The sequence below is a fragment of the Amphritea sp. genome, from assembly GCF_050300915.1.
In the GTDB taxonomy this organism is placed as follows: Bacteria; Pseudomonadota; Gammaproteobacteria; order Pseudomonadales; family Balneatricaceae; genus Amphritea.
Map to the genome: position 1 here is coordinate 1 of NZ_JBNKYN010000085.1, position 19,419 is coordinate 19,419.

At 48.0% G+C, this 19,419-nt stretch carries 27 protein-coding genes; 2 read left to right on the forward strand and 25 right to left on the reverse strand.

Annotated features, from left to right (window positions below):
* The 10 genes from ACQY8X_RS17660 to ssb form a co-directional block, all read right to left on the reverse strand.
* Positions 1-281 (reverse strand): cysteine protease StiP domain-containing protein (locus ACQY8X_RS17660; RefSeq protein ID WP_428036455.1); only part of this gene is annotated, 281 nt, incomplete at its 3' end.
* Positions 278-1,000, reverse strand: coding sequence for a hypothetical protein (locus ACQY8X_RS17665; RefSeq protein ID WP_428036456.1), 723 nt, complete (start codon positions 998-1,000; stop codon positions 278-280). The genes ACQY8X_RS17665 and ACQY8X_RS17660, both read right to left, overlap by 4 nt.
* Positions 997-2,133 carry a phosphoribosyltransferase domain-containing protein gene (locus ACQY8X_RS17670; protein ID WP_428036457.1) on the reverse strand — a complete coding sequence of 379 codons (1,137 nt, stop codon included), beginning with the start codon at positions 2,131-2,133 and terminating at the stop codon, positions 997-999. The genes ACQY8X_RS17665 and ACQY8X_RS17670 overlap by 4 nt, the downstream gene beginning before the upstream one ends.
* 100 nt (positions 2,134-2,233) lie before the next feature.
* Positions 2,234-2,809, reverse strand: a complete 576-nt coding sequence (locus ACQY8X_RS17675) for a TerD family protein (RefSeq protein WP_428036458.1) — start codon at positions 2,807-2,809, stop codon at positions 2,234-2,236.
* Positions 2,810-2,864: 55 nt separating this feature from the next.
* Positions 2,865-3,461, reverse strand: a complete 597-nt coding sequence (locus tag ACQY8X_RS17680) for an HAD family hydrolase (RefSeq protein WP_428036459.1) — start codon at positions 3,459-3,461, stop codon at positions 2,865-2,867.
* Positions 3,462-3,470: 9 nt separating this feature from the next.
* Positions 3,471-3,920, reverse strand: a complete 450-nt coding sequence (locus ACQY8X_RS17685; RefSeq protein ID WP_428036460.1) for a tellurite resistance TerB family protein — start codon at positions 3,918-3,920, stop codon at positions 3,471-3,473.
* Positions 3,921-3,947: 27 nt separating this feature from the next.
* On the reverse strand, positions 3,948-4,556 hold the full coding sequence (locus ACQY8X_RS17690; RefSeq protein ID WP_428036461.1) for a TerD family protein: 609 nt from the start codon (positions 4,554-4,556) through the stop codon (positions 3,948-3,950).
* Between the two features lie 53 nt (positions 4,557-4,609).
* The gene (locus tag ACQY8X_RS17695) at positions 4,610-5,647 is read right to left on the reverse strand and encodes a DUF475 domain-containing protein (protein ID WP_428036462.1); all 1,038 of its coding nucleotides are present in this window, start codon (positions 5,645-5,647) and stop codon (positions 4,610-4,612) included.
* A gap of 44 nt (positions 5,648-5,691) precedes the next feature.
* On the reverse strand, positions 5,692-6,663 hold the full coding sequence (locus ACQY8X_RS17700; protein WP_428036463.1) for a hypothetical protein: 972 nt from the start codon (positions 6,661-6,663) through the stop codon (positions 5,692-5,694).
* 581 nt (positions 6,664-7,244) lie between these two features.
* A complete protein-coding gene (gene ssb / locus ACQY8X_RS17705) occupies positions 7,245-7,793 on the reverse strand; it encodes a single-stranded DNA-binding protein (protein WP_428036464.1) in 549 nt (182 codons plus the stop codon).
* 172 nt (positions 7,794-7,965) lie between these two features.
* Here ssb and uvrA point away from each other — a divergent pair, with 172 nt between their 5' ends.
* Together uvrA and lepB are read left to right on the forward strand one after the other, a co-directional pair.
* Complete coding sequence (gene uvrA / locus ACQY8X_RS17710; RefSeq protein ID WP_428036465.1) at positions 7,966-10,800, forward strand: excinuclease ABC subunit UvrA; 2,835 nt, start codon at positions 7,966-7,968, stop codon at positions 10,798-10,800.
* A 242-nt stretch (positions 10,801-11,042) separates the two neighbouring features.
* Positions 11,043-11,585 carry a signal peptidase I gene (gene lepB / locus ACQY8X_RS17715; protein WP_428036466.1) on the forward strand — a complete coding sequence of 181 codons (543 nt, stop codon included), beginning with the start codon at positions 11,043-11,045 and terminating at the stop codon, positions 11,583-11,585.
* Between the two features lie 213 nt (positions 11,586-11,798).
* Here lepB and rplQ read toward each other — a convergent pair whose 3' ends face one another.
* The 15 genes from rplQ to rpl5 all read right to left on the reverse strand — a co-directional run.
* Entirely contained in the window at positions 11,799-12,191 is a 393-nt protein-coding gene (gene rplQ / locus ACQY8X_RS17720) for a 50S ribosomal protein L17 (protein WP_299201054.1), read from the reverse strand.
* Between the two features lie 40 nt (positions 12,192-12,231).
* Positions 12,232-13,236: a DNA-directed RNA polymerase subunit alpha gene (locus ACQY8X_RS17725; protein WP_428036467.1), complete on the reverse strand. Its 1,005-nt coding sequence runs from the start codon at positions 13,234-13,236 to the stop codon at positions 12,232-12,234.
* A gap of 26 nt (positions 13,237-13,262) precedes the next feature.
* Positions 13,263-13,883, reverse strand: a complete 621-nt coding sequence (gene rpsD / locus ACQY8X_RS17730; RefSeq protein WP_299201048.1) for a 30S ribosomal protein S4 — start codon at positions 13,881-13,883, stop codon at positions 13,263-13,265.
* Between the two features lie 18 nt (positions 13,884-13,901).
* Positions 13,902-14,291 (reverse strand): 30S ribosomal protein S11, encoded by a 390-nt coding sequence (gene rpsK / locus ACQY8X_RS17735; protein WP_019622838.1) that lies wholly within the window; start codon positions 14,289-14,291, stop codon positions 13,902-13,904.
* A gap of 24 nt (positions 14,292-14,315) precedes the next feature.
* A complete protein-coding gene (gene rpsM, locus ACQY8X_RS17740; protein ID WP_428036468.1) occupies positions 14,316-14,672 on the reverse strand; it encodes a 30S ribosomal protein S13 in 357 nt (118 codons plus the stop codon).
* 143 nt (positions 14,673-14,815) lie between these two features.
* On the reverse strand, positions 14,816-14,932 hold the full coding sequence (gene rpmJ, locus ACQY8X_RS17745) for a 50S ribosomal protein L36 (RefSeq protein WP_083935407.1): 117 nt from the start codon (positions 14,930-14,932) through the stop codon (positions 14,816-14,818).
* A gap of 24 nt (positions 14,933-14,956) precedes the next feature.
* On the reverse strand, positions 14,957-16,285 hold the full coding sequence (secY, locus tag ACQY8X_RS17750; RefSeq protein WP_428036469.1) for a preprotein translocase subunit SecY: 1,329 nt from the start codon (positions 16,283-16,285) through the stop codon (positions 14,957-14,959).
* Positions 16,286-16,720: a 50S ribosomal protein L15 gene (gene rplO, locus ACQY8X_RS17755; RefSeq protein ID WP_428036470.1), complete on the reverse strand. Its 435-nt coding sequence runs from the start codon at positions 16,718-16,720 to the stop codon at positions 16,286-16,288.
* A 10-nt stretch (positions 16,721-16,730) separates the two neighbouring features.
* Positions 16,731-16,913, reverse strand: coding sequence for a 50S ribosomal protein L30 (gene rpmD / locus ACQY8X_RS17760; protein ID WP_091361832.1), 183 nt, complete (start codon positions 16,911-16,913; stop codon positions 16,731-16,733).
* Positions 16,914-16,919: 6 nt separating this feature from the next.
* Positions 16,920-17,420 (reverse strand): 30S ribosomal protein S5, encoded by a 501-nt coding sequence (rpsE, locus tag ACQY8X_RS17765; protein WP_091361834.1) that lies wholly within the window; start codon positions 17,418-17,420, stop codon positions 16,920-16,922.
* 11 nt (positions 17,421-17,431) lie between these two features.
* Positions 17,432-17,782 (reverse strand): 50S ribosomal protein L18, encoded by a 351-nt coding sequence (rplR, locus tag ACQY8X_RS17770; protein WP_126159349.1) that lies wholly within the window; start codon positions 17,780-17,782, stop codon positions 17,432-17,434.
* 9 nt (positions 17,783-17,791) lie between these two features.
* On the reverse strand, positions 17,792-18,325 hold the full coding sequence (rplF, locus tag ACQY8X_RS17775) for a 50S ribosomal protein L6 (protein WP_428036471.1): 534 nt from the start codon (positions 18,323-18,325) through the stop codon (positions 17,792-17,794).
* 11 nt (positions 18,326-18,336) lie between these two features.
* On the reverse strand, positions 18,337-18,729 hold the full coding sequence (gene rpsH / locus ACQY8X_RS17780; RefSeq protein WP_428036472.1) for a 30S ribosomal protein S8: 393 nt from the start codon (positions 18,727-18,729) through the stop codon (positions 18,337-18,339).
* Positions 18,730-18,797: 68 nt separating this feature from the next.
* Complete coding sequence (rpsN, locus tag ACQY8X_RS17785) at positions 18,798-19,103, reverse strand: 30S ribosomal protein S14 (protein ID WP_299201027.1); 306 nt, start codon at positions 19,101-19,103, stop codon at positions 18,798-18,800.
* Between the two features lie 10 nt (positions 19,104-19,113).
* Positions 19,114-19,419, reverse strand: a 306-nt coding sequence (rpl5, locus tag ACQY8X_RS17790; protein WP_428036473.1) for a large ribosomal subunit protein uL5, incomplete at its 5' end; no start/stop codon positions are given.

A 19,419-nucleotide genomic window follows, 5' to 3' on the forward strand; every position in this document is an offset into this window, starting at 1 on the left:
CCCTTTGTTTCGAACAGCTTAAGAGCCAACAGTTTTATTTCAGCGGCCAGGCGGTCGCCATAAGCATTGATGAGTGAATAAAAAGTATCCAGATAAGCTTTTGTAGGGGCATCTTCGTTAGAAATTATTTTTGAATAATGTACCCCGCCCTGCTGTAAAAGATGTTCCTTTTCTTCAACGCTAATGGGTTTAACATCGATGCTTTGCAACAGAAACTCACAATCCTCGGGACGGTAACTGCCACTGAAAGCATCGCTCTCTTTTACGCTAAGCAGCGTCATTTTAGCTTTCCTGCTATCTGGCTATTGGAAGGGATAATCTGAAAATCACATTCGAACATAAAACTGGCATCAGAAATGCTGTCACCGATACCAAAGAAGGTGGTTGTTTTCGAGGTATTGCTAATCTCTTTTTTTAAAAATGCGACAGCATTGCGCTTACTTGCGTAGGGAGGCATATAGGCTAAGTTACGCTCATTGATGTGCCGATAGAAGCCCTTTGCAGGGATACCCAGCTCTTGAGCGTCAATAACCTGTCTGAGATGATCATGTTGGCCTTTTATACAGACATAGCATGCGTAACCATAGTCTTCGATCACCCTGACACGTAGGTCTAATCCAGCTTTCACCGCCACACCGGAAATGCACTGCGCAAGCTCGCCTATTCTAGTGCGCCATGCTGGCTCTTCATTATCAAGCATACGCTGCCATGGCTGATATAGCTGATTATCTTCATCAAGCACAATGGCACCGTGAGAGGCAACTTTGAAACTGTTAAATGTCAGTTGTACTCTTTGAAGTGAATCAGTTCGCCGGCCAGTCACAGGAATAATCGCATATTGCCCGATTAACGAGATGAGCATTTGTTGCTGGGCGTCAGAATATGCTCCGGGGCGACCATCAGGCAAAAGCGCTGCCACTCGATGAGGCTCATCCCCCCTAAGCTTTCTATGTGAATAGAATAAAGTGTCGTCCAGATCCGTAAACGACACGATTTTCATTGGGCATTACCTAAAATAGCAGCCTTGCAGTTTAACTGCCGGTGCAATGGACATTCGTTATATTGATTAAATGTTTCATAAAAGATAATGGGGGTGCGATTTTCTGGCAGGTTGTACAAATAATAATTAGCGTTATCAGTCGGGTTGTAAAATTTCAGTCGACTGGAAATACCGCCGCCCTGAAGAATAGGTGACCGGCCAGTAGATAAAAAAAGAACATCATAGCCTGCCGTCTCCATCGCTTCCGCAAATAAGAATGGATGGTAGGTAAACTCACCGGTTCCGATAACCACGTATTGCTCGTTCTTAGCGAACTCACAGTAACTCATCACTTCACTGTCTTCGCTAAGGAAAACGAAGTTTCTCAGCTCACTCACTTTAATACCTGTTCTTCCAATATCATAACGACAGATTGCAGGGGATAAGTCTGTCGCTGTAGATTTAGGAAAGCTGATATCTTTACTACTGGAATGTTTAAACCGAAACTCACCTTTCATCAGGCTATAGTAATATAATTCGACAGATGAATTCTGCTCTTTAAAATAATCACATCTACCTTTTGACATCCAGTTAACCAGCGATACCCAATGAATTCTTTTTAAATTAGGCAGATACTCCTGCATATTTCTGGTGATCTTATTCAGGGTATTACCCGTAGTTATTTCATCATCGACAAGCAAGACCTCCTCTATTGAACTGAGATCGATTCTATTCGCCATATCATAAATAAGGTGCTGCGGGGCATGGCTATGTGACTCATCGATACTAAATGCCAACGGTTTACTTGACTGAAATCGGGTTGATTGTGAATAATAGATATTCAGATCGCTGTTTCGGTCGATTTCATCAGCGATCCCCGCGCCCAGCCCGGTGGCGGTCTCGGCAACACCAAACACTAATGCATCCCCGGTGAGGGAAATCTTAGCGTTAAGGTCTTGATAAGATTGACGCATTGCGGATGGACGACACGGAATATATTTACCCAAAATTTTCGAGACGAACAGATAGGCTCTATTTGGGTTTTCACGAGAGGCAAAATCTAACAGTCCGCTCATCAAGTAGCTTGAGGGTTCTGTATAAACTTCCAGTTTTCCTGCATCAAGGGGGATGGTGTACGGTTTTTGAACCAGCATAAAATGTTTTACTCCAAAAACTGGACGGGCTGGATAACCAGCCCGCCTCACCTCGATAGAGTCATATCACTTCACCGAGGTTAACGTTAAACTCTTGAGCTTAGAGATTAACGCCGAACTCTTGAGCCAGAGGTCTCAGACCACCGGAAAATCCCTGACCAATAGCTTTGAATTTCCATTCACCATTGTGGCGGTATATTTCACCAAAGTTCATGGCTGTTTCTATTGAATAATCTTCACTCAGATCAAAACGTACAACTTCTGCGCCGTTATTTTCATCAATAATACGAACAAACGCATTTGAGACCTGGCCGAAATTCTGATTACGGCTATCGGCCTCATGAATGGTGACAGCGATAGCAATTTTATTAACCGTTGCGGGGACTTTGGACAGATCGATTTTGATCGTTTCATCATCACCATCGCCTTCACCCGTTGTGTTATCGCCAGTATGCTCTACTGATCCACAAACAGATTTCAGGTTATTGTAAAAAATGAATGACTGATCATCGATAACTTTTCCATTTTCTCCAAGCATGAAAACCGAAGCGTCTAAATCAAAATCTGCGCCATCAGTTGCACGAGTATCCCAACCTAAACCCGCGATCATTTTAGTTATTCCTGGAGCGGTTTTCTCTAAAGATACATTACCGCCTTTCTGTAAAGATACAGTCATTTTGCTTACTCCATTTGCGTTAAGAATCCCTTCAGGGATATCAGGAAAATCTAGTTTAATATCGTGATACTTTTTGACCTTTCACAAGGAAGCCTTCATCGACTTGCTCCAGCATGAAAATATCATCGGGTGCATTCCCGTATGCAAGCGACCTTTTAAACTTCATGCCACCTATTTCTCGAAAAACGGCCGTCCATTTAGCTTGACGTGAACACTCATCACCAATAATTGCACCCGTCGCAAAATCGATCTCAGTACCAATCACTTTTTCTGTACATATATTTAACTGATCAAGAACCGCCGATACGAAAAGCCGCGGTGATGCGGTTGCAACAATAACCGTATCGCCGCGTGCCTGTGCAGCAGTCAGCCTGCTCAGGGTTACGGTGTTAACCGTCAGCCGGGATGCCGCTTCAACTCCTGCTTTGCGGATAGTCTCAGAAGAGACACCCGCTAGGTGCTTCTCATACAAAGCCTGCTTGATATTACGACGTAACCGAAAGCCAAACTGACCCGATAAAAATGATCGCACGACTGCCGGCAACGCTGCTAACCAGTAACTCTTGCTTGCGACACCCTGGAACATAAAACCCAAACTATTTTCAAGCACCAGAGTTTCATCAAAGTCAAAAATTACAACCTGATTATTCATAGTAACGTTTTATAACTCGAACTCCGCTGGAGTCAGGCCTAATTCAATAGCCACTTTCCGCGCGATAACTCTTTCATCTTCATCAAAATCACCATCAGAGGCCGCTATCGCTAGAGTCAGACGCATTAATGTGCGACATTGAATAACGTCACCACGGATCTTATTAAGCGCTTCATAGGCTTTCGAATTACCGACGTCTGCATCAAAATCAAAGTAACCAAGATATTCATTAAATACTTTAATTACATCAGCCTGATCGAATACTGACAATGTGTCGTTGTTACTGATGATAGCCATCATCTTTTGTTTTTCTTCGGCCGAAATATTGCCATCGGCACGCGCAATAAGCACAGCACCTGAAGCCATGGCATTCAGAAAACTTTTGTTTTTATACTGTAATACGCTTGTTTTAAGGTCAGCCGCTTTGCTCTTAACAGAGTTCATGAAGTTTGAAAGCATGAGATTATCGCCTTTTACAGATAGCCGTTATAAATACTGGGATGCAACAGTATGAAGCGTGTGTTCCAATTTACGATCCTGAGTTGGCTCCCCTACAGCACGGAATTTCCAACCACTATCATGGCGATATAGAATGCCGAGAACCATTGATACGGACCCATGAAACTTGGCCTCGTTAACAATATTGTAATTTGCAATGACATTACTAACGTGGGTAGGCGTGCCTTCATAAAGGCGAATACTGGCAAACGGGATAGAAGCAAAGTCCTGCCCCTGAAAACTATTTAAGACAACAGCAACTTTATCTGCTTCAGCAGGTAAGTTATTAAGTTTGATGGTAATTATTTCGTTATCTAAACCATCATCACCATCAATATCGCCGGTACGATCATCACCACTGTGAGAGATAGCGCCACCCAGAGCCCGTAAATTACCGAAGTAAACCACTTCTTTTAAGCTCTTATCCGCACTATAAACACCGACACTTGCGTCTAAATCCACAGCTACGCGCTTTGCCCCACCAAAAAATCCTTTTTTCTCGATAGCTCCCCAATTAACGCCGATACACACTTCTTTCAAACCGGATCCATTTTTATCCAGGCTAATCCGTTGACCTTTTTCCAGACTAATAGACATTTCAATTCCTTTTTATTGAGATGATGAATTTCGGTATTTCTAAAGTTAAAAAATCACACCTTCACTTTCTCTTTTTCTTCATTGGATACGAGAAGAGAATGAACAAAAGCAAGTCCGATAAAACCGGCACCCAAGAGACCTGTTACTGTTTCAGGGACATGAATGAAGGTTTTCAAAAACATAATCACAGCTAGTGCAAGAATTGCGTAGAAAGCACCATGTTCAAGGAAGCGATACTCATCCAGAGTATTCTTTTCAACCAGCATGATAGTGAGTGAACGTACAAACATAGCCCCGATGCCAAGGCCTGTAGCGATAATGAAAAGGTTAGTCGTAATGGCAAATGCACCAATAACGCCATCAAAACTGAATGATGCATCAAGAATTTCAAGGTATATAAACATACCAAGCCCACTTTTTGCTGTTGCCGTTATTGCATCAGTCGTACGACTTTCCTCTTTACCTTCCATATAGGCTGCGACTTTATGAATAACGGTAAATGTCACCACACCCGCAATACCGGCAGAGACAAACGAATACTTATCGCCTTCAGGCAAGTAAATGCCAGCCACTAGCAGAATGACTAAAACAGTGACTATTTCTGCGGCAAACTTAATTTTACCGACGTGCAACATGGGGCGCTCAACAAAGTTGATCCAATGCTCACTTTTCTCGTCACTCAGAAAAAAGTCCAGCCCAACCAGCATGAGAAATGAGCCACCAAACCCCATCAGCGCCACATGAGAACTTTCCATGAGGGATCGATATTGTTCAGGGTCATTAATGGCTATTTGTAATGCAGCCCAGGGCGAAACCGTTGCAATCACTGATACGACGATCACCGGAAATAGTATTCGCATACCGAAGACCGCAATGAGCATTCCCCAGGTTAAAAAACGCTTGCGCCATATTGCATCCATATCTCTCAACACGGTGGCATTAACTACCGCATTATCAAAGGATAATGAAACCTCAAGAATGGACAGAACAAACACCATAAAAAGCGCTTCGAATCCGCCAAAATAGAACGCGGCAGCAGCACCACATAGGGTTACCACCAAGCTGCCTCTGAAAAACTTAAAATTACTCATCAGTACTCGCTATAATTATTGCTTACAATACAAACTATTTGTCTCTAAGCGGTGGTAAACCCCATATTCACCGAGACTTCTTCGTAATTCAGAAAGAAACGATTAACTTCTTTGCGTGTCGTCTCGCCATTCATAACTTCGATAACAGAAGACACAAAAATAGGTGTGTGAAGAGGTGAATCAACCGTCTGTCGTGTCTTTGTCCCACATATACTTGTTTCTACTTCTACCTGGGTGTCATTCCAGCACCGACTCCCCTCTGTTATTTCTACACACACGATGTATTTATACATTTTGTGGGCATAGGCCATGTTAAAATCGAGATTACTGCGACCGGCATCACGGTCAGACTCAATCTTTGCATAAGGCACCCCATGTGAAGAGCCGCTAGAACGCTCTTCACCTCCAAATATCCCCCCTCTTTGACCACTTTTCAGGATATATAAACAACTCAGATTCAAATTAGAAATGGTTGGAAACCCGGTCCCCAGATAAGCGGCAGTGGTATCAAAATGTTCAGTACTTGAAGGCAACCAGCTCAGGGTAACAACGACATGAGTATCCCGCGAGGTAGGAAGAACTTGCTTGTTTCGGGATGAGAGTAGTGCCTGAATGCCAGCGGCATAGCCTTGAAAGAACGACTTTATCTTCCACTGGCCGTTTTTTCGATAAATATGGACGGTTTCTAAGGCATTCAGTTGCCTATCGATATCTCCTGATGCACAGGAAACCACTTGAGTACCTGACATTGAGTGATATAGCGTGGAGCTGACAGAAGATGCCAGAGGGTTATTTCGTTGGACATAGAGAACAATCTCATCAAGAGAATGATCTATATCTGGTAAGTTTAAGAAAAGTGAATGCTGAACAAGGCTAATACCTGGCTCATCCGATAAATAGGCGCATATCCCTGCTTTCTGAACAAGAACACCTAACGTCCAGCCATCGCATACTGTTTTTAACTGGTATGCCTGCTGCCCATCAATTTCTTGATTTTGTCCTTTAACTAACTGCACTAATTCATCCTGAACTAAACCCTGGCCCGACATTAAAACGAATTTAATCTCTAAAGGCCTTCTTCCCTGAGCGACCTATATTGCCTTCTACTACCGTACCGGTCAACTCTAAACGGAGACTTTCTTCATGAATTTTCGCAGCGCTGAAAGTAAACTCTTATATGGCTCACATTGCTGCAATAAGGTTTGGGCGGCTGAAATTGCACCGTTGAAAAACCGCAAAAGATCAGAGCTATCTTGCCGCTGTTATGCACTTATACTCAAGCAGGGATATTGATAAACGCATCAATACGGACGTTTGCTAATCAACGTCATTCACCGCTCATCTATGGATGACGTCGGACCCTGCTGGAATAATGCCATGCTGAACGTTTCGTTAGTCATTGGAAGTATCATTTGATACTGCAGGCTTACCAGCCAAGATATGACAACCTGGGAAGGCTGCATTCTGCGAATGGCAATTTATCTACATTGATAGATGTACGTAAGATGCTTTCTTATTATCTTCATCAAATAAAGGAAAGCCCCGCTATTGCGGGGCTTTCATATGAAAACTTTACGGAAGAAGTCTCAGGTGTTTTTCAGAACGGAATATCATCATCAAAGTCATCCATACTTGGCCCCTGCTGAGGTGCTGGCTTCTGGTATGACGGTTGTGGCGGTTGTTGTGGCGGCTGATAATTTTGTTGCGGAGCCTGTTGTGGCTGATAGTTCTGCTGTGGAGCCGCCTGGGGCGCCTGTTGATAGCCACCGGCCTGAGGTTGTTGATAGCCGCCACCATTGCCACCTTCGCCACGACCATCGAGCATCTGCATCTCACTGGCGACGATCTCCGTGGTGTAACGGTCCTGGCCCTGCTGATCCTGCCACTTACGGGTGCGCAGCGAACCTTCCAGGTAGACTTTAGAACCTTTATGCAGGTACTCACCGGCGATCTCCGCCAGACGGTTAAAGAACACCACCCGGTGCCACTCAGTACGTTCCTGCTGCTGACCGGTCTGCTTATCTTTCCATGATTCAGAGGTCGCCACCGTGATATTGGTCACCGCATTGCCACTGGGCATATATTTTGTTTCAGGCTCATTGCCCAGGTTACCAATCAGGATGACTTTATTAACACCGCGTGCCATTGATTTCTCCAATTTTCTTTAACTTTTTGCAACCGTTGCTGCACAATTTTTACAGCTAATGCATTGGCGTAAAGCATATCATAAATAACCGTGGAAAATATCTTCAGATCAGGTGTTGGCGACCGGCATAACTCTTTATACTTGTGCTTTTGCATTGGACACGGAAACAACGATGGACAAGATAGTGGTTCGCGGCGCCAGAACACACAACCTGAAGAATATCGACATCGAAATACCCCGGGATAAACTGGTTGTGATTACCGGACTGTCCGGCTCGGGCAAATCATCACTGGCATTCGATACCCTCTACGCTGAAGGCCAGCGCCGCTATGTTGAATCCCTCTCTACCTATGCCCGGCAGTTTCTGTCGATGATGGAAAAACCCGATGTTGACCATATCGAAGGTTTATCACCAGCGATCTCGATTGAGCAGAAATCCACCTCACACAACCCGCGTTCCACTGTCGGCACCATCACTGAGATTTACGACTATCTGCGTCTGCTGTTTGCCCGTGCCGGCGAACCCCGCTGTCCGGATCATGATCTGCCGCTGGCCGCGCAAACCGTCAGCCAGATGGTAGATCAGGTACTGGCGCTACCGGAGGGCACCAAGCTGATGCTGTTGGCGCCGGTCATTCAGGGACGTAAAGGTGAGCACTTACATACCATCAGTGAACTACGATCTCAGGGATTCGTCCGTGCCCGTGTTAATGGCATTGTCTGTGACATCGACAGCATTCCCGAGCTGGATAAGAATAAAAAACACCATATCGAAGCGGTCGTCGACCGCTTTAAAGTACGCGATGATATGCAGATCCGCCTTGCGGAGTCGTTTGAAACTGCGCTGGCGATGACCGACGGTATCGCCACCATCAGCTATATGGACGGTGATGGTGAAGAGCTGGTGTTTTCTGCCCGCTTTGCCTGCCCGAAGTGTGGTCACAGCATTCAGGAGCTGGAACCCCGAATGTTTTCGTTCAACAACCCTCACGGTGCCTGTTCATCCTGTGACGGCTTAGGGGTAAAGCAGTTTTTTGATCCAAAAAAAGTAGTCTTCGATGATACTCTTACTCTGTCGGAGGGGGCGATCAGAGGCTGGGATCGCCGCGCGCTTTACTATTTCCAGCAGCTGAAAGCGGTATCCGAGCATTATGGCTTTAATATGGACACACCGTTCCGGGAGCTGACGAGCAAACAGCAAAAGGTGATTCTCGACGGTAGTGGTAAAGATAACATCGCCTTCCGCTACCTCAATGACCGTGGTGATGTCATCAGCAAGTCTCACCCCTTCGAAGGAGTACTGAACAACCTTTCCCGCCGCTATCGCGAAACCGAATCCGATATGGTGCGTGAAGATCTGGCGAAGTATATCAATATGCAGGAATGCCCATCCTGTCATGGCAGCCGTCTGCGTCGCGACGCTCGCCATGTGTATATTGATGAGAAAACTCTGCCAGAACTGGTACGTCTGTCGATCGGTGACAGCTGTGCTTATTTTGATAACCTGCGCCTGAGCGGTAAACAGGGAGAGATCGCAGACAAGATTCTCAAAGAGATCCGTCTGCGACTGGAGTTTCTCGTCAATGTCGGCCTGGATTACCTTTCACTGGAACGCAGCGCAGAAACGCTCTCTGGTGGTGAAGCACAGCGAATTCGACTGGCCAGTCAGATCGGCGCGGGCTTAGTCGGTGTTATGTATATTCTCGATGAGCCCTCTATCGGTTTGCACCAGCGGGACAATGACCGCTTGCTGAAAACGCTGATCCATCTACGGGATCTGGGTAACACCGTGATTGTGGTGGAACATGACGAGGATGCCATCCGTCTGGCCGACTACGTTATCGATATCGGTCCTGGTGCGGGAGTTCATGGCGGTGAGATTATCGCCCAGGGCACCCCGGCAGAACTGATGCAATGTAAAGAGTCGATGACCGCCGACTACCTGTCGGGGCGTCGCCGGATTGAGGTACCCACAGAGCGTCATCAGCCGGATGGCCGCTGGCTACAACTACATGGTGCTACCGGTAACAACCTTAACAGCGTCAACCTGGATATACCGCTAGGGCTGCTAACCTGTGTCACCGGGGTCTCCGGTTCAGGCAAATCCACCCTGATCAACGGTACCCTTTATCCGCTTGCCGCCACCGAACTGAATGGTGCCACCACTCTGGATGCCGCCCCTTATAAAGAACTGAAAGGGATGGAGCTACTGGATAAAGTAATCGATATCGACCAGAGTCCGATCGGCCGTACCCCCAGGTCAAACCCTGCCACCTATACCGGTATCTTTACCCCGATCCGCGAGTTGTTTGCCGGCACCCAGGAAGCCCGTTCCCGCGGCTATAAACCCGGACGCTTCAGTTTCAACGTTAAAGGCGGCCGCTGTGAGGCCTGTCAGGGCGATGGGGTGATCAAGGTTGAGATGCACTTCCTGCCAGACATCTACGTCCCTTGCGACGTCTGTAAGGGCAAACGCTACAACCGGGAAACCCTGGAAGTTAAATACAAAGGCAAAAGCATCCATGAGGTACTGGAGATGACCGTTGAGGATGGTCGTGAGTTTTTCGACGCTATCCCCGCCCTCGCCCGCCGCCTGCAAACCCTGATCGATGTGGGTCTCTCCTATATCCGTCTGGGACAAGCCGCCACCACCCTCTCCGGTGGTGAAGCACAGCGGGTGAAACTGGCAAAAGAACTGAGTAAACGGGACACCGGTAAAACCCTGTATATCCTTGATGAGCCGACCACCGGCCTGCACTTCTACGATATCCAGCAACTGCTGAATGTACTCTATCGCCTGCGTGATCACGGCAACACCATCGTGGTTATCGAACACAACCTGGATGTGATCAAAACCGCCGACTGGATCGTTGACCTCGGCCCCGAAGGCGGCACCCGTGGCGGCCAGATCATCGCCACCGGCACACCGGAGACGGTTGCGGAGATTCCCGGATCTTATACTGGCGAGTTTCTTAAGCCGTTGTTGGAAAAGGCTAAGAGTAGCTAGAACGTCGCTTCGCGGGGTAAAAGCAGAGAAGTTGCTAGAACGTCGCTTCGCGACTCGCTAGACGCGGCTGCGCCGCTTGCTAGTTGTTAGAAAAAGCGTGAAAAGCAGAAAGGCTGATGTTTTGTACATCGGCCTTTTTTATAGGTTTCTGGATAGAGGTTAGTCAAACACCAGGAGCAGAGGTCAAATAGAAACAAAAATACGGTATTATTGATAATACTATATTGGTAAACAGGGACGTTATGACCGTGCAAAAGATCAGGAAAATATCTACATTCAAGCTCATATTGGCTCTGCTGGCGATCATTATTATCGTTGTGCTGCTCGTATTAGCTTATCTTTTCTTGACCCCTAAGCTGATCAATATTGGCAGCACAAATATGGAGCCAACACTTCATAAAGGCTCGACCGTAACCTTCCTACCCTATGCAGCATTTTCCTATCAGCCAGAACGCTGGGATGTAGTTTTATACCAGAATAAGGGTGGAGATAATTCCATAGGCCGAGTTGTGGGTATGCCTCAGGAAACCATCCAACTTATCGACGGGGAACTCTATATTCATGACGCAATCCAGCCGATTCCCACCGAACTAGCTCAGGCCGGCATCAGGTACCGCGCGGCGGATGAGTTCCGTACAAAGAAAGAGGGCAAAATAGTTACTCATAAAACGGGCCCTGACGAATACTTTATCCTCGGCGATAACACTGCCGTCTCGTTCGATAGCCGCTACCTGGGACCTGTCCCACGGAAATCTATAATCAGCTCAGTAAAGAAGCTTTATTGATCAAATAGAGATCTATTGAGCGTCACTCACGGCTCACCAGAAGCAGCTGAATGGTCAATCTAGCAAGTGGCGAAGCCACGTCTAACCACTAGCAGGAAGCGCAGCTTCCGTTCTAGCGAGCGCCGCAGGCGCGGTCTGCGGGTGCTTTTAAGCCCGTCTTCCAGGCGAAAAAAAACCCGGCATAAGCCGGGTTTTTATTAAGAGTCGAAGAGATTAATCTTCAGAATCTTCTACCGCTACAGCATCCGCTGGACGGTCAACCAGTTCAACGTAAGCCATCGGCGCGTTGTCACCAGCACGGAAGCCGCATTTCAGAATGCGAACATAACCGCCTGGACGACCTTCGTAGCGAGGACCCAGTTCGTTAAACAGTTTACCGACAGCTTCTTTGCTGCGGGTACGGGCAAAAGCCAGACGACGGTTAGCAACCGAGTCAATTTTTGCCAGTGTGATCAGAGGCTCAGCAACACGACGCAGCTCTTTAGCTTTAGGCAGCGTGGTCTTGATAAGCTCATGTTCGAACAGGCTGACAGCCATGTTCTTGAACATTGCTTTACGGTGCGCACTTGTACGATTAAAGTGACGACCTGATTTACGATGACGCATCTTTTTATCCTTGCCAAACTGTTAGGTTTAAAACCGCAGATCAGGAAGCGACTTTATCGTCGTTTCTGATGCTCGCTGGTGGCCAGTTTTCCAGGCGCATACCAAGCGACAGACCTTTAGACGCCAAGACGTCCTTGATCTCGGTCAGCGATTTCTTACCCAGGTTCGGAGTCTTAAGCAGTTCTACTTCGGTACGCTGAATCAGATCACCGATATAGTAGATCTGCTCTGCCTTCAGACAGTTGGCGGAACGTACAGTCAGCTCCAGATCATCAACCGGACGCAGCAGGATCGGATCGATCTCTGGTTCTTCCGGTTCATCGTTAACCTGATCCTTACCACCTTCCAGATCTACGAATACAGCCAGCTGCTGCTGCAGAATTGTTGCAGCACGACGGATGCATTCTTCCGGATCGATAGTACCATTGGATTCAATGTCAATAACCAACTTATCTAAGTCAGTACGCTGTTCTACACGAGCACTTTCAACTACGTACGATACCAGGCGAACCGGGCTGTAAGTAGCATCGAGCTGCAGGCGACCGATGGTCCGTGACTCGTCTTCATCAGAGATGCGCGCGTCAGCTGGCACATAGCCACGACCACGCACAATCTTCAGTTGCATGTTAAGGCTTGCACCTTCGCTCAGATGAGCGATGACATGCTCTGGATTAGCGATTTCAGCGTCCTGGTTCAGCTGAATATCAGCTGCAGTGACAGGACCGGCTTCGCTCTTAGACAGAGTCAGGGTTGCTTCGTCACCATTATGCAGCGCGACTGCGACACCTTTAAGGTTGAGCAGGATTTCAATTACGTCTTCCTGCACACCCTCGATGGTGCTGTACTCATGCAGCACACCCTCGATCTCTACTTCAGTGATGGCACAGCCAGGCATTGAAGAGAGAAGGATACGGCGTAGCGCATTACCCAGCGTATGGCCAAAACCGCGCTCCAGTGGTTCCAAAGTAACTTTTGCACGAGTTGCACTAATTTCCTGAACGTCGATGTGACGGGGACTTAGAAACTCGTTTACTGAACGCTGCATAGTTCCACCAATTAAGAAGTCAATATTTACTTAGAGTACAGTTCGACAATCAGCTGCTCATTGATATCAGCAGACAGATCGCTACGCTCTGGCAGGGACTTTAAAGTACCTTCCATCTTCGCAGAATCAACTTCTACCCACTCAATAGCAGTACGCTGAGAAGCCAGCTCAAGTGCGTGTTTGATGCGCAGCTGAGTCTTAGACTTTTCACGAACGGCAACCACATCACCAGCTTGTACCTGGTAAGAAGGAACGTTCACGGACTGACCGTTAACTGTAATCTGGCGATGAGAAACTACCTGACGTGCTTCTGCACGGGTAGATCCAAACCCCATACGATAGACAACATTGTCTAGACGCCCTTCCAGCAACTGAAGAAGGTTAGTACCAGTCGCTCCAGAGCGACGGGCAGCTTCCTTGTAGTAGCTGCGGAATTGCTTTTCAAGCACGCCGTAGGTACGACGAACTTTCTGTTTTTCACGAAGCTGTAAACCGTAATCAGATAAACGACCACGACGAGCGCCATGTACACCTGGAACATTTTCAGCTTTACACTTACTGTCCAGAGCACGAACACCGCTCTTCAGGAAAAGGTCGGTACCTTCACGGCGAGACAGCTTGCATGTTGGTCCTAAATAACGAGCCATATTATTACTGTCTCCGGATTAAACGCGACGTTTCTTCGGTGGACGACAACCGTTGTGAGGAATCGGTGTCACGTCCGTGATGTTGTTAACCTTGTATCCACATGCATTCAATGCACGTACAGCAGATTCACGGCCTGGGCCTGGGCCCTTAACAAAAACGTCTAAATTCTTTAGACCATACTCTTGAGCAGCTACACCTGCACGTTCCGCAGCAACCTGTGCCGCGAAGGGTGTACTCTTACGAGAACCACGGAAGCCGGAGCCGCCTGCGGTTGCCCAACTCAGGGTATTGCCCTGACGATCAGTAATAGTAATGATCGTGTTGTTAAATGAAGCGTGGATGTGAGCGAATCCGTCAACAACCTGCTTTTTAACCTTTTTACGTGTGCGATTACCTGGCTTAGCCATACTGGAAATTCCTATCGCTTACCATTACTTACGGATTGGCTTACGTGGGCCCTTACGGGTACGCGCATTAGTTTTAGTACGCTGACCACGAAGAGGCAGACTACGACGATGCCGCAGACCACGATAACAGCCCAGATCCATCAAGCGCTTGATGTTCATGGATACTTCACGGCGAAGATCGCCTTCAACTGTCATCTTGGCAACTTCGCCACGGACGATGTCCAGTTGTTCTTCTGACAAATCTGCAATCTTTGTGGTTTCTTCGATTCCACAAGTGACGCAGAGGTCCTTCGCTGTAGTGCGGCCAATTCCGAAGATGTAAGTCAATGAAATTACCGCATGCTTATTGTCAGGAATATTGACGCCAGCTATACGGGCCATTCAATTTACTCCAACTCATTAGCATGCACCTGTGCTTTTCACAGGTACTGCAAATTCTTCTATTAATGGAAGGCGCGAGATTCTACACTTTGATCAAAAATAAATCAAGGCTTCGCGCCAACCACTCCCAGACCAGGCGTTAATTAACCCTGGCGCTGCTTGTGTCGTGGTTCAACTTTGCAGATAACCCGCAGAGTACCGTTACGACGTACGATCTTGCAGTTACGGCAGATTTTCTTAACGGATGCACGTACTTTCATGATCAACTCCAAATAGCAGGAGTGCTAGCGCAGCAGGCCAGCACCGCCTCCTTTAAGATTCGACTTCTTCATCAGGGATTCATACTGATGGGACATCAGGTGCGACTGTACTTGTGCCATGAAATCCATCACAACAACAACCACGATCAGCAGTGACGTACCACCGAAGTAGAAAGGTACATTCCAGGCTACAACCAGGAACTGAGGCATCAGAGATACCGCAGTGATATACAGAGCGCCAAACAGTGTCAGGCGACCCAGTACGTTATCGATGTACTTAGCAGATTGCTCCCCTGGGCGGATACCCGGGATGAATGCACCAGACTTCTTCAGGTTATCAGCCACATCTTTTGGATTGAAAACAATCGCAGTGTAGAAGTAACAGAAGAAGATGATACATACCGAAAACAGCAGGATGTACAGCGGCTGACCCGGGCCCAGCGCAAGTGCGACATCCTGTAGCAGCTCCATGCCATCAGTCTGGCCAAACCACTGACCAAGTGATGCAGGGAACAGCAAAATGCTTGAAGCGAAGATCGGCGGAATAACACCAGCCATATTCACCTTTAACGGCAGATGACTGGTCTGCGCAGCATACATGCGACGCCCCTGTTGACGCTTCGCGTAGTTGATGGTGATACGGCGTTGGCCGCGCTCCATAAACACTACAAAACCTACAGTGGCAACCGCCAGCACAGCGATGGCCAGCAACGCCAGGATATTCAGATCTCCCTGACGTGCTGATTCAAAGGACTGACCGATAGCGCGAGGCAAACCGGCCACAATACCAGAGAAGATCAGAATCGAAATACCGTTACCGATACCCCGCTCAGTTACCTGCTCACCCAGCCACATCAGGAATACGGCACCGGACACCAGCGTGACAACCGCTACGAAGTAGAAATTGACATCTGCAGTGAACGCTACACCCTGATTCGCCAGGCCAACCGCCATACCAAACGACTGAACAGTCGCCAGAATGACGGTGCCGTAACGAGTATACTGATTGATCTTCCTACGACCAGCCTCACCCTCTTTCTTGAGCTGCTCAAGTGATGGGCTCACCACCGTCATCAGCTGCATAATAATTGATGCAGAGATGTACGGCATGATACCCAGCGCAAGAATACTCATCCGCTCCAGAGCACCACCGGAGAACATGTTAAACATGCTCAGGATGGTGCCCTGGTTCTGGTCAAAAAGTGCTGCCAGACGATCAGGATTGATACCAGGTACCGGAATATGTGCACCGATACGGTATACAACGATCGCGATCAAAACAAACAGCAGGCGGGATTTAAGCTCGCCTAAGCCGTTTTGAACGCCTGCTGGTACTGGTCCTTTCTTAGCCATTTATTCCTCGACTTTTCCGCCTGCAGCTTCAATTGCAGCCAGAGCGCCTTTGGTCACTTTAAGACCTTTAACGGTAACTGCTTTGGTGATTTCACCAGACAGGATCACACGCGCACGCTTGATACTGTCTTTGATGATATCTGCTTTTTTCAGTGCATCCAGATCGATCACTTCAGCATCAATCTTACCCAGCTCGCCCAGGCGAATTTCTGCAACGAATGCAGCCTGACGTGAGGTAAAACCGAACTTAGGCAGACGACGCTGCAGTGGCATTTGACCACCTTCGAAACCTGGCTTCACAGAACCGCCGGAGCGGGATTTCTGACCCTTATGGCCGCGACCGCCGGTTTTACCCAGGCCGGAACCAATACCGCGGCCTACACGCTTAGGAGCGTGTTTAGAACCTTCGGCAGGACTCAGTGTATTAAGACGCATAATGTGCTCCTTATTCGCCTTCTACACGAACCATGTAGTTAACTTTATTGATCATACCGCGTACGGAAGGAGTATCTTCCACTACAACAGAATGACCGATTCGGCGCAGACCCAGACCCTGGACGCACAATTTGTGCTTTGGCAGGATACCGATGGTGCTGCGTACAAGTGTTACCTTGAGAGTAGATGCCATCGTTGATTACCCCAGAATGTCTTCTACGGACTTACCACGCTTAGCAGCAACATCTTCAGGAGATGTCATGCTAGCAAGACCGTTGATAGTTGCGCGAACAACGTTGACTGGATTAGTAGAGCCGTAGCACTTAGCCAGTACGTTGTGAACACCAGCGATCTCCAGTACGGCACGCATCGCGCCTCCGGCGATTACACCGGTACCTTCAGAAGCTGGCTGCATGTACACTTTAGAAGCACCGTGACGGGCTTTAATTGGGTACTGCAGAGTTGTGCCGTTCAGCTCAACTGTGATCATGTTGCGACGCGCTTGTTCCATCGCTTTTTGAATCGCCGCAGGCACTTCACGTGCCTTACCGCGACCGAAGCCTACGCGGCCATTACCGTCACCAACAACAGTCAAGGCGGTGAAACCGAAGATACGACCACCCTTAACTACTTTGGCAACACGGTTAACCTGTACAAGTTTCTCTTGCAGGTCACCGTCTTTCTGTTCGTGATTTGCCATTGTCAAACCCCTTAGAATTCCAGGCCGCCTTCACGGGCTGCATCTGCCAACGCTTTAACACGTCCATGGTATTTAAAACCAGAACGGTCGAAAGCAACCTTAGTCACGCCAGCGTCTTTCGCGCGCTGAGCGATCAGTGTGCCTACTTTAGTAGCGGCATCAGTGTTACCGGTAGTGTCACTACGCAGGTCTTTCTCTACAGTTGAAGCTGCAGCCAGAACCTGACCACCATCAGCAGAGATAACCTGTGCATAGATGTGACGTGGTGTACGGGTTACACACAGACGTACTGCGCCCAGTTCACGCATTTTGTAACGGGCACGGCGGGCACGGCGAATACGAGATGTTTTCTTTTCGTTCATGACCCTACCTTACTTCTTCTTAGCTTCTTTACGGCGAACGAATTCGTCAGCGTAACGTACACCCTTACCTTTGTAAGGCTCTGGTGGACGGAAAGCACGAACTTCAGCAGCAGTCTGACCCAGAATCTGCTTATCAGCTGCGGACAGCACGATAGTAGTCTGGCCTTCCATTGCTGCAGCAACGCCTTCAGGCAGTTCGTATTCGATTGGGTGTGAGAAACCCAGAGTCAGGCTCAGTGTCTTGCCGTTAACGGCAGCACGATAACCAACACCCTGAAGCAGCAGTTTCTTAGTGAAACCGGTGCTTACACCAACAACCATGTTATTAACCAGAGAACGGGTAGTACCAGCCAGCGCATTAGCAGCTTTGCTGCCATCACGGGCAACGAACTTCAGTACATTCTCTTCAGCGGTTACTTCTACAGACGGGTGAACAGCCAGATTCAGGGCACCGTTACCGCCCTTTACATTAATCTGCTGACCATCAACCTTGGCTTCAACACCTGCCGGTAGGACAACGGGACTTTTAGCAACTCGAGACATATTTCCAGCTCCTAGAATACCGTGCAGATGACTTCGCCGCCGATACCGGCAGCACGTGCAGCACGGTCAGTCATCACGCCACGAGAAGTGGAAACGATAGCAACGCCGAGACCGCCAGAAACTTTAGGCAGGTCAGCTGCGCCTTTATAAACTCGTAAACTTGGACGGCTTACACGCTGGATAGATTCAATAACCGGCTTGCCTTCAAAGTATTTCAGTTCAACAGTCATCACTGGCTTAGCTTCGCCTTCAACAACGAAGTCAGCAATGTAACCTTCCTCTTTCAGAACTGCAGCAACAGATGCTTTCAGTTTAGAAGCAGGCATAGTTACAGCTGATTTTTCAGCCATATGACCATTACGAATACGCGTTAGCATATCCGCAAGAGTGTCTTGCATACTCATGGTTTATTTTCCTTTGTGCAGCTCAGTGCGGTAGCAGGATGGGAATCATCCTGCCCAGACCACTGTGCTTACCAACTAGCTTTCTTCAGGCCCGGAACATCACCACGCATAGCTGCTTCACGCAGTTTGATCCGACTCAGACCAAACTTACGGTAAACACCGTGTGGACGACCAGTAACCTGACAACGACGCACCTGGCGAACCGGGTTAGCGTCACGTGGCAGCTTTTGCAGAGCTACCTGAGCTTCCCAAACTTCATCTTCAGAAGAAGCTGGGTTCTTAACAATTGCCTTAAGTGCAGCACGCTTTGCAGCATACTTAGCAACTGTTTTTGCGCGTTTAGCTTCGCGCGCTTTCATTGATTCCTTAGCCATTAATCTACCCTTACTTTTTGAATGGGAAGTTGAGGGCTGCCAGCAGGGCACGACCTTCGTCGTTAGTGCGAGCAGTGGTGGTGATGGTAATATCCATACCACGCAGCTTATCTACCTTATCGTATTCGATTTCAGGGAAGATGATCTGCTCTTTCACGCCCATGCTGTAGTTACCACGACCATCAAAAGATTTCGGGTTCAGACCACGGAAGTCACGAATACGTGGGATCGAGATATCAACCAGACGGTCCAGGAATTCCCACATACGCTCACCGCGCAGGGTTACCTTGCAACCAATTGGCCAACCTTCACGAAC

Excerpts from the sequence above, each read along its gene's own strand:
- ssb (WP_428036464.1), bottom strand. The coding sequence starts at position 7,793 with ATGGCACGCGGTGTTAATAAAGTCATCCTGATTGGTAACCTGGGCAAT.
- ACQY8X_RS17670 (WP_428036457.1), bottom strand. The coding sequence starts at position 2,133 with ATGCTGGTTCAAAAACCGTACACCATCCCCCTTGATGCAGGAAAACTG.
- rpsN (WP_299201027.1), bottom strand. The coding sequence starts at position 19,103 with ATGGCTAAGGAATCAATGAAAGCGCGCGAAGCTAAACGCGCAAAAACA.
- rpsD (WP_299201048.1), bottom strand. The coding sequence starts at position 13,883 with ATGGCTCGTTATTTAGGACCAACATGCAAGCTGTCTCGCCGTGAAGGT.
- rpsM (WP_428036468.1), bottom strand. The coding sequence starts at position 14,672 with ATGGCCCGTATAGCTGGCGTCAATATTCCTGACAATAAGCATGCGGTA.
- lepB (WP_428036466.1), top strand. The coding sequence starts at position 11,043 with ATGACCGTGCAAAAGATCAGGAAAATATCTACATTCAAGCTCATATTG.
- rplR (WP_126159349.1), bottom strand. The coding sequence starts at position 17,782 with ATGAACGAAAAGAAAACATCTCGTATTCGCCGTGCCCGCCGTGCCCGT.
- rpsH (WP_428036472.1), bottom strand. The coding sequence starts at position 18,729 with ATGAGTATGCAAGACACTCTTGCGGATATGCTAACGCGTATTCGTAAT.
- rplO (WP_428036470.1), bottom strand. The coding sequence starts at position 16,720 with ATGCGTCTTAATACACTGAGTCCTGCCGAAGGTTCTAAACACGCTCCT.
- rpmD (WP_091361832.1), bottom strand. The coding sequence starts at position 16,913 with ATGGCATCTACTCTCAAGGTAACACTTGTACGCAGCACCATCGGTATC.
- ACQY8X_RS17685 (WP_428036460.1), bottom strand. The coding sequence starts at position 3,920 with ATGCTTTCAAACTTCATGAACTCTGTTAAGAGCAAAGCGGCTGACCTT.
- rplF (WP_428036471.1), bottom strand. The coding sequence starts at position 18,325 with ATGTCTCGAGTTGCTAAAAGTCCCGTTGTCCTACCGGCAGGTGTTGAA.
- uvrA (WP_428036465.1), top strand. The coding sequence starts at position 7,966 with ATGGACAAGATAGTGGTTCGCGGCGCCAGAACACACAACCTGAAGAAT.
- rplQ (WP_299201054.1), bottom strand. The coding sequence starts at position 12,191 with ATGCGTCATCGTAAATCAGGTCGTCACTTTAATCGTACAAGTGCGCAC.
- ACQY8X_RS17680 (WP_428036459.1), bottom strand. The coding sequence starts at position 3,461 with ATGAATAATCAGGTTGTAATTTTTGACTTTGATGAAACTCTGGTGCTT.
- ACQY8X_RS17665 (WP_428036456.1), bottom strand. The coding sequence starts at position 1,000 with ATGAAAATCGTGTCGTTTACGGATCTGGACGACACTTTATTCTATTCA.
- rpmJ (WP_083935407.1), bottom strand. The coding sequence starts at position 14,932 with ATGAAAGTACGTGCATCCGTTAAGAAAATCTGCCGTAACTGCAAGATC.
- rpsE (WP_091361834.1), bottom strand. The coding sequence starts at position 17,420 with ATGGCAAATCACGAACAGAAAGACGGTGACCTGCAAGAGAAACTTGTA.
- ACQY8X_RS17690 (WP_428036461.1), bottom strand. The coding sequence starts at position 4,556 with ATGTCTATTAGTCTGGAAAAAGGTCAACGGATTAGCCTGGATAAAAAT.
- ACQY8X_RS17695 (WP_428036462.1), bottom strand. The coding sequence starts at position 5,647 with ATGAGTAATTTTAAGTTTTTCAGAGGCAGCTTGGTGGTAACCCTATGT.
- rpsK (WP_019622838.1), bottom strand. The coding sequence starts at position 14,291 with ATGGCTAAGCCAGGTAATCGCACACGTAAAAAGGTTAAAAAGCAGGTT.
- ACQY8X_RS17725 (WP_428036467.1), bottom strand. The coding sequence starts at position 13,236 with ATGCAGCGTTCAGTAAACGAGTTTCTAAGTCCCCGTCACATCGACGTT.
- secY (WP_428036469.1), bottom strand. The coding sequence starts at position 16,285 with ATGGCTAAGAAAGGACCAGTACCAGCAGGCGTTCAAAACGGCTTAGGC.
- ACQY8X_RS17675 (WP_428036458.1), bottom strand. The coding sequence starts at position 2,809 with ATGACTGTATCTTTACAGAAAGGCGGTAATGTATCTTTAGAGAAAACC.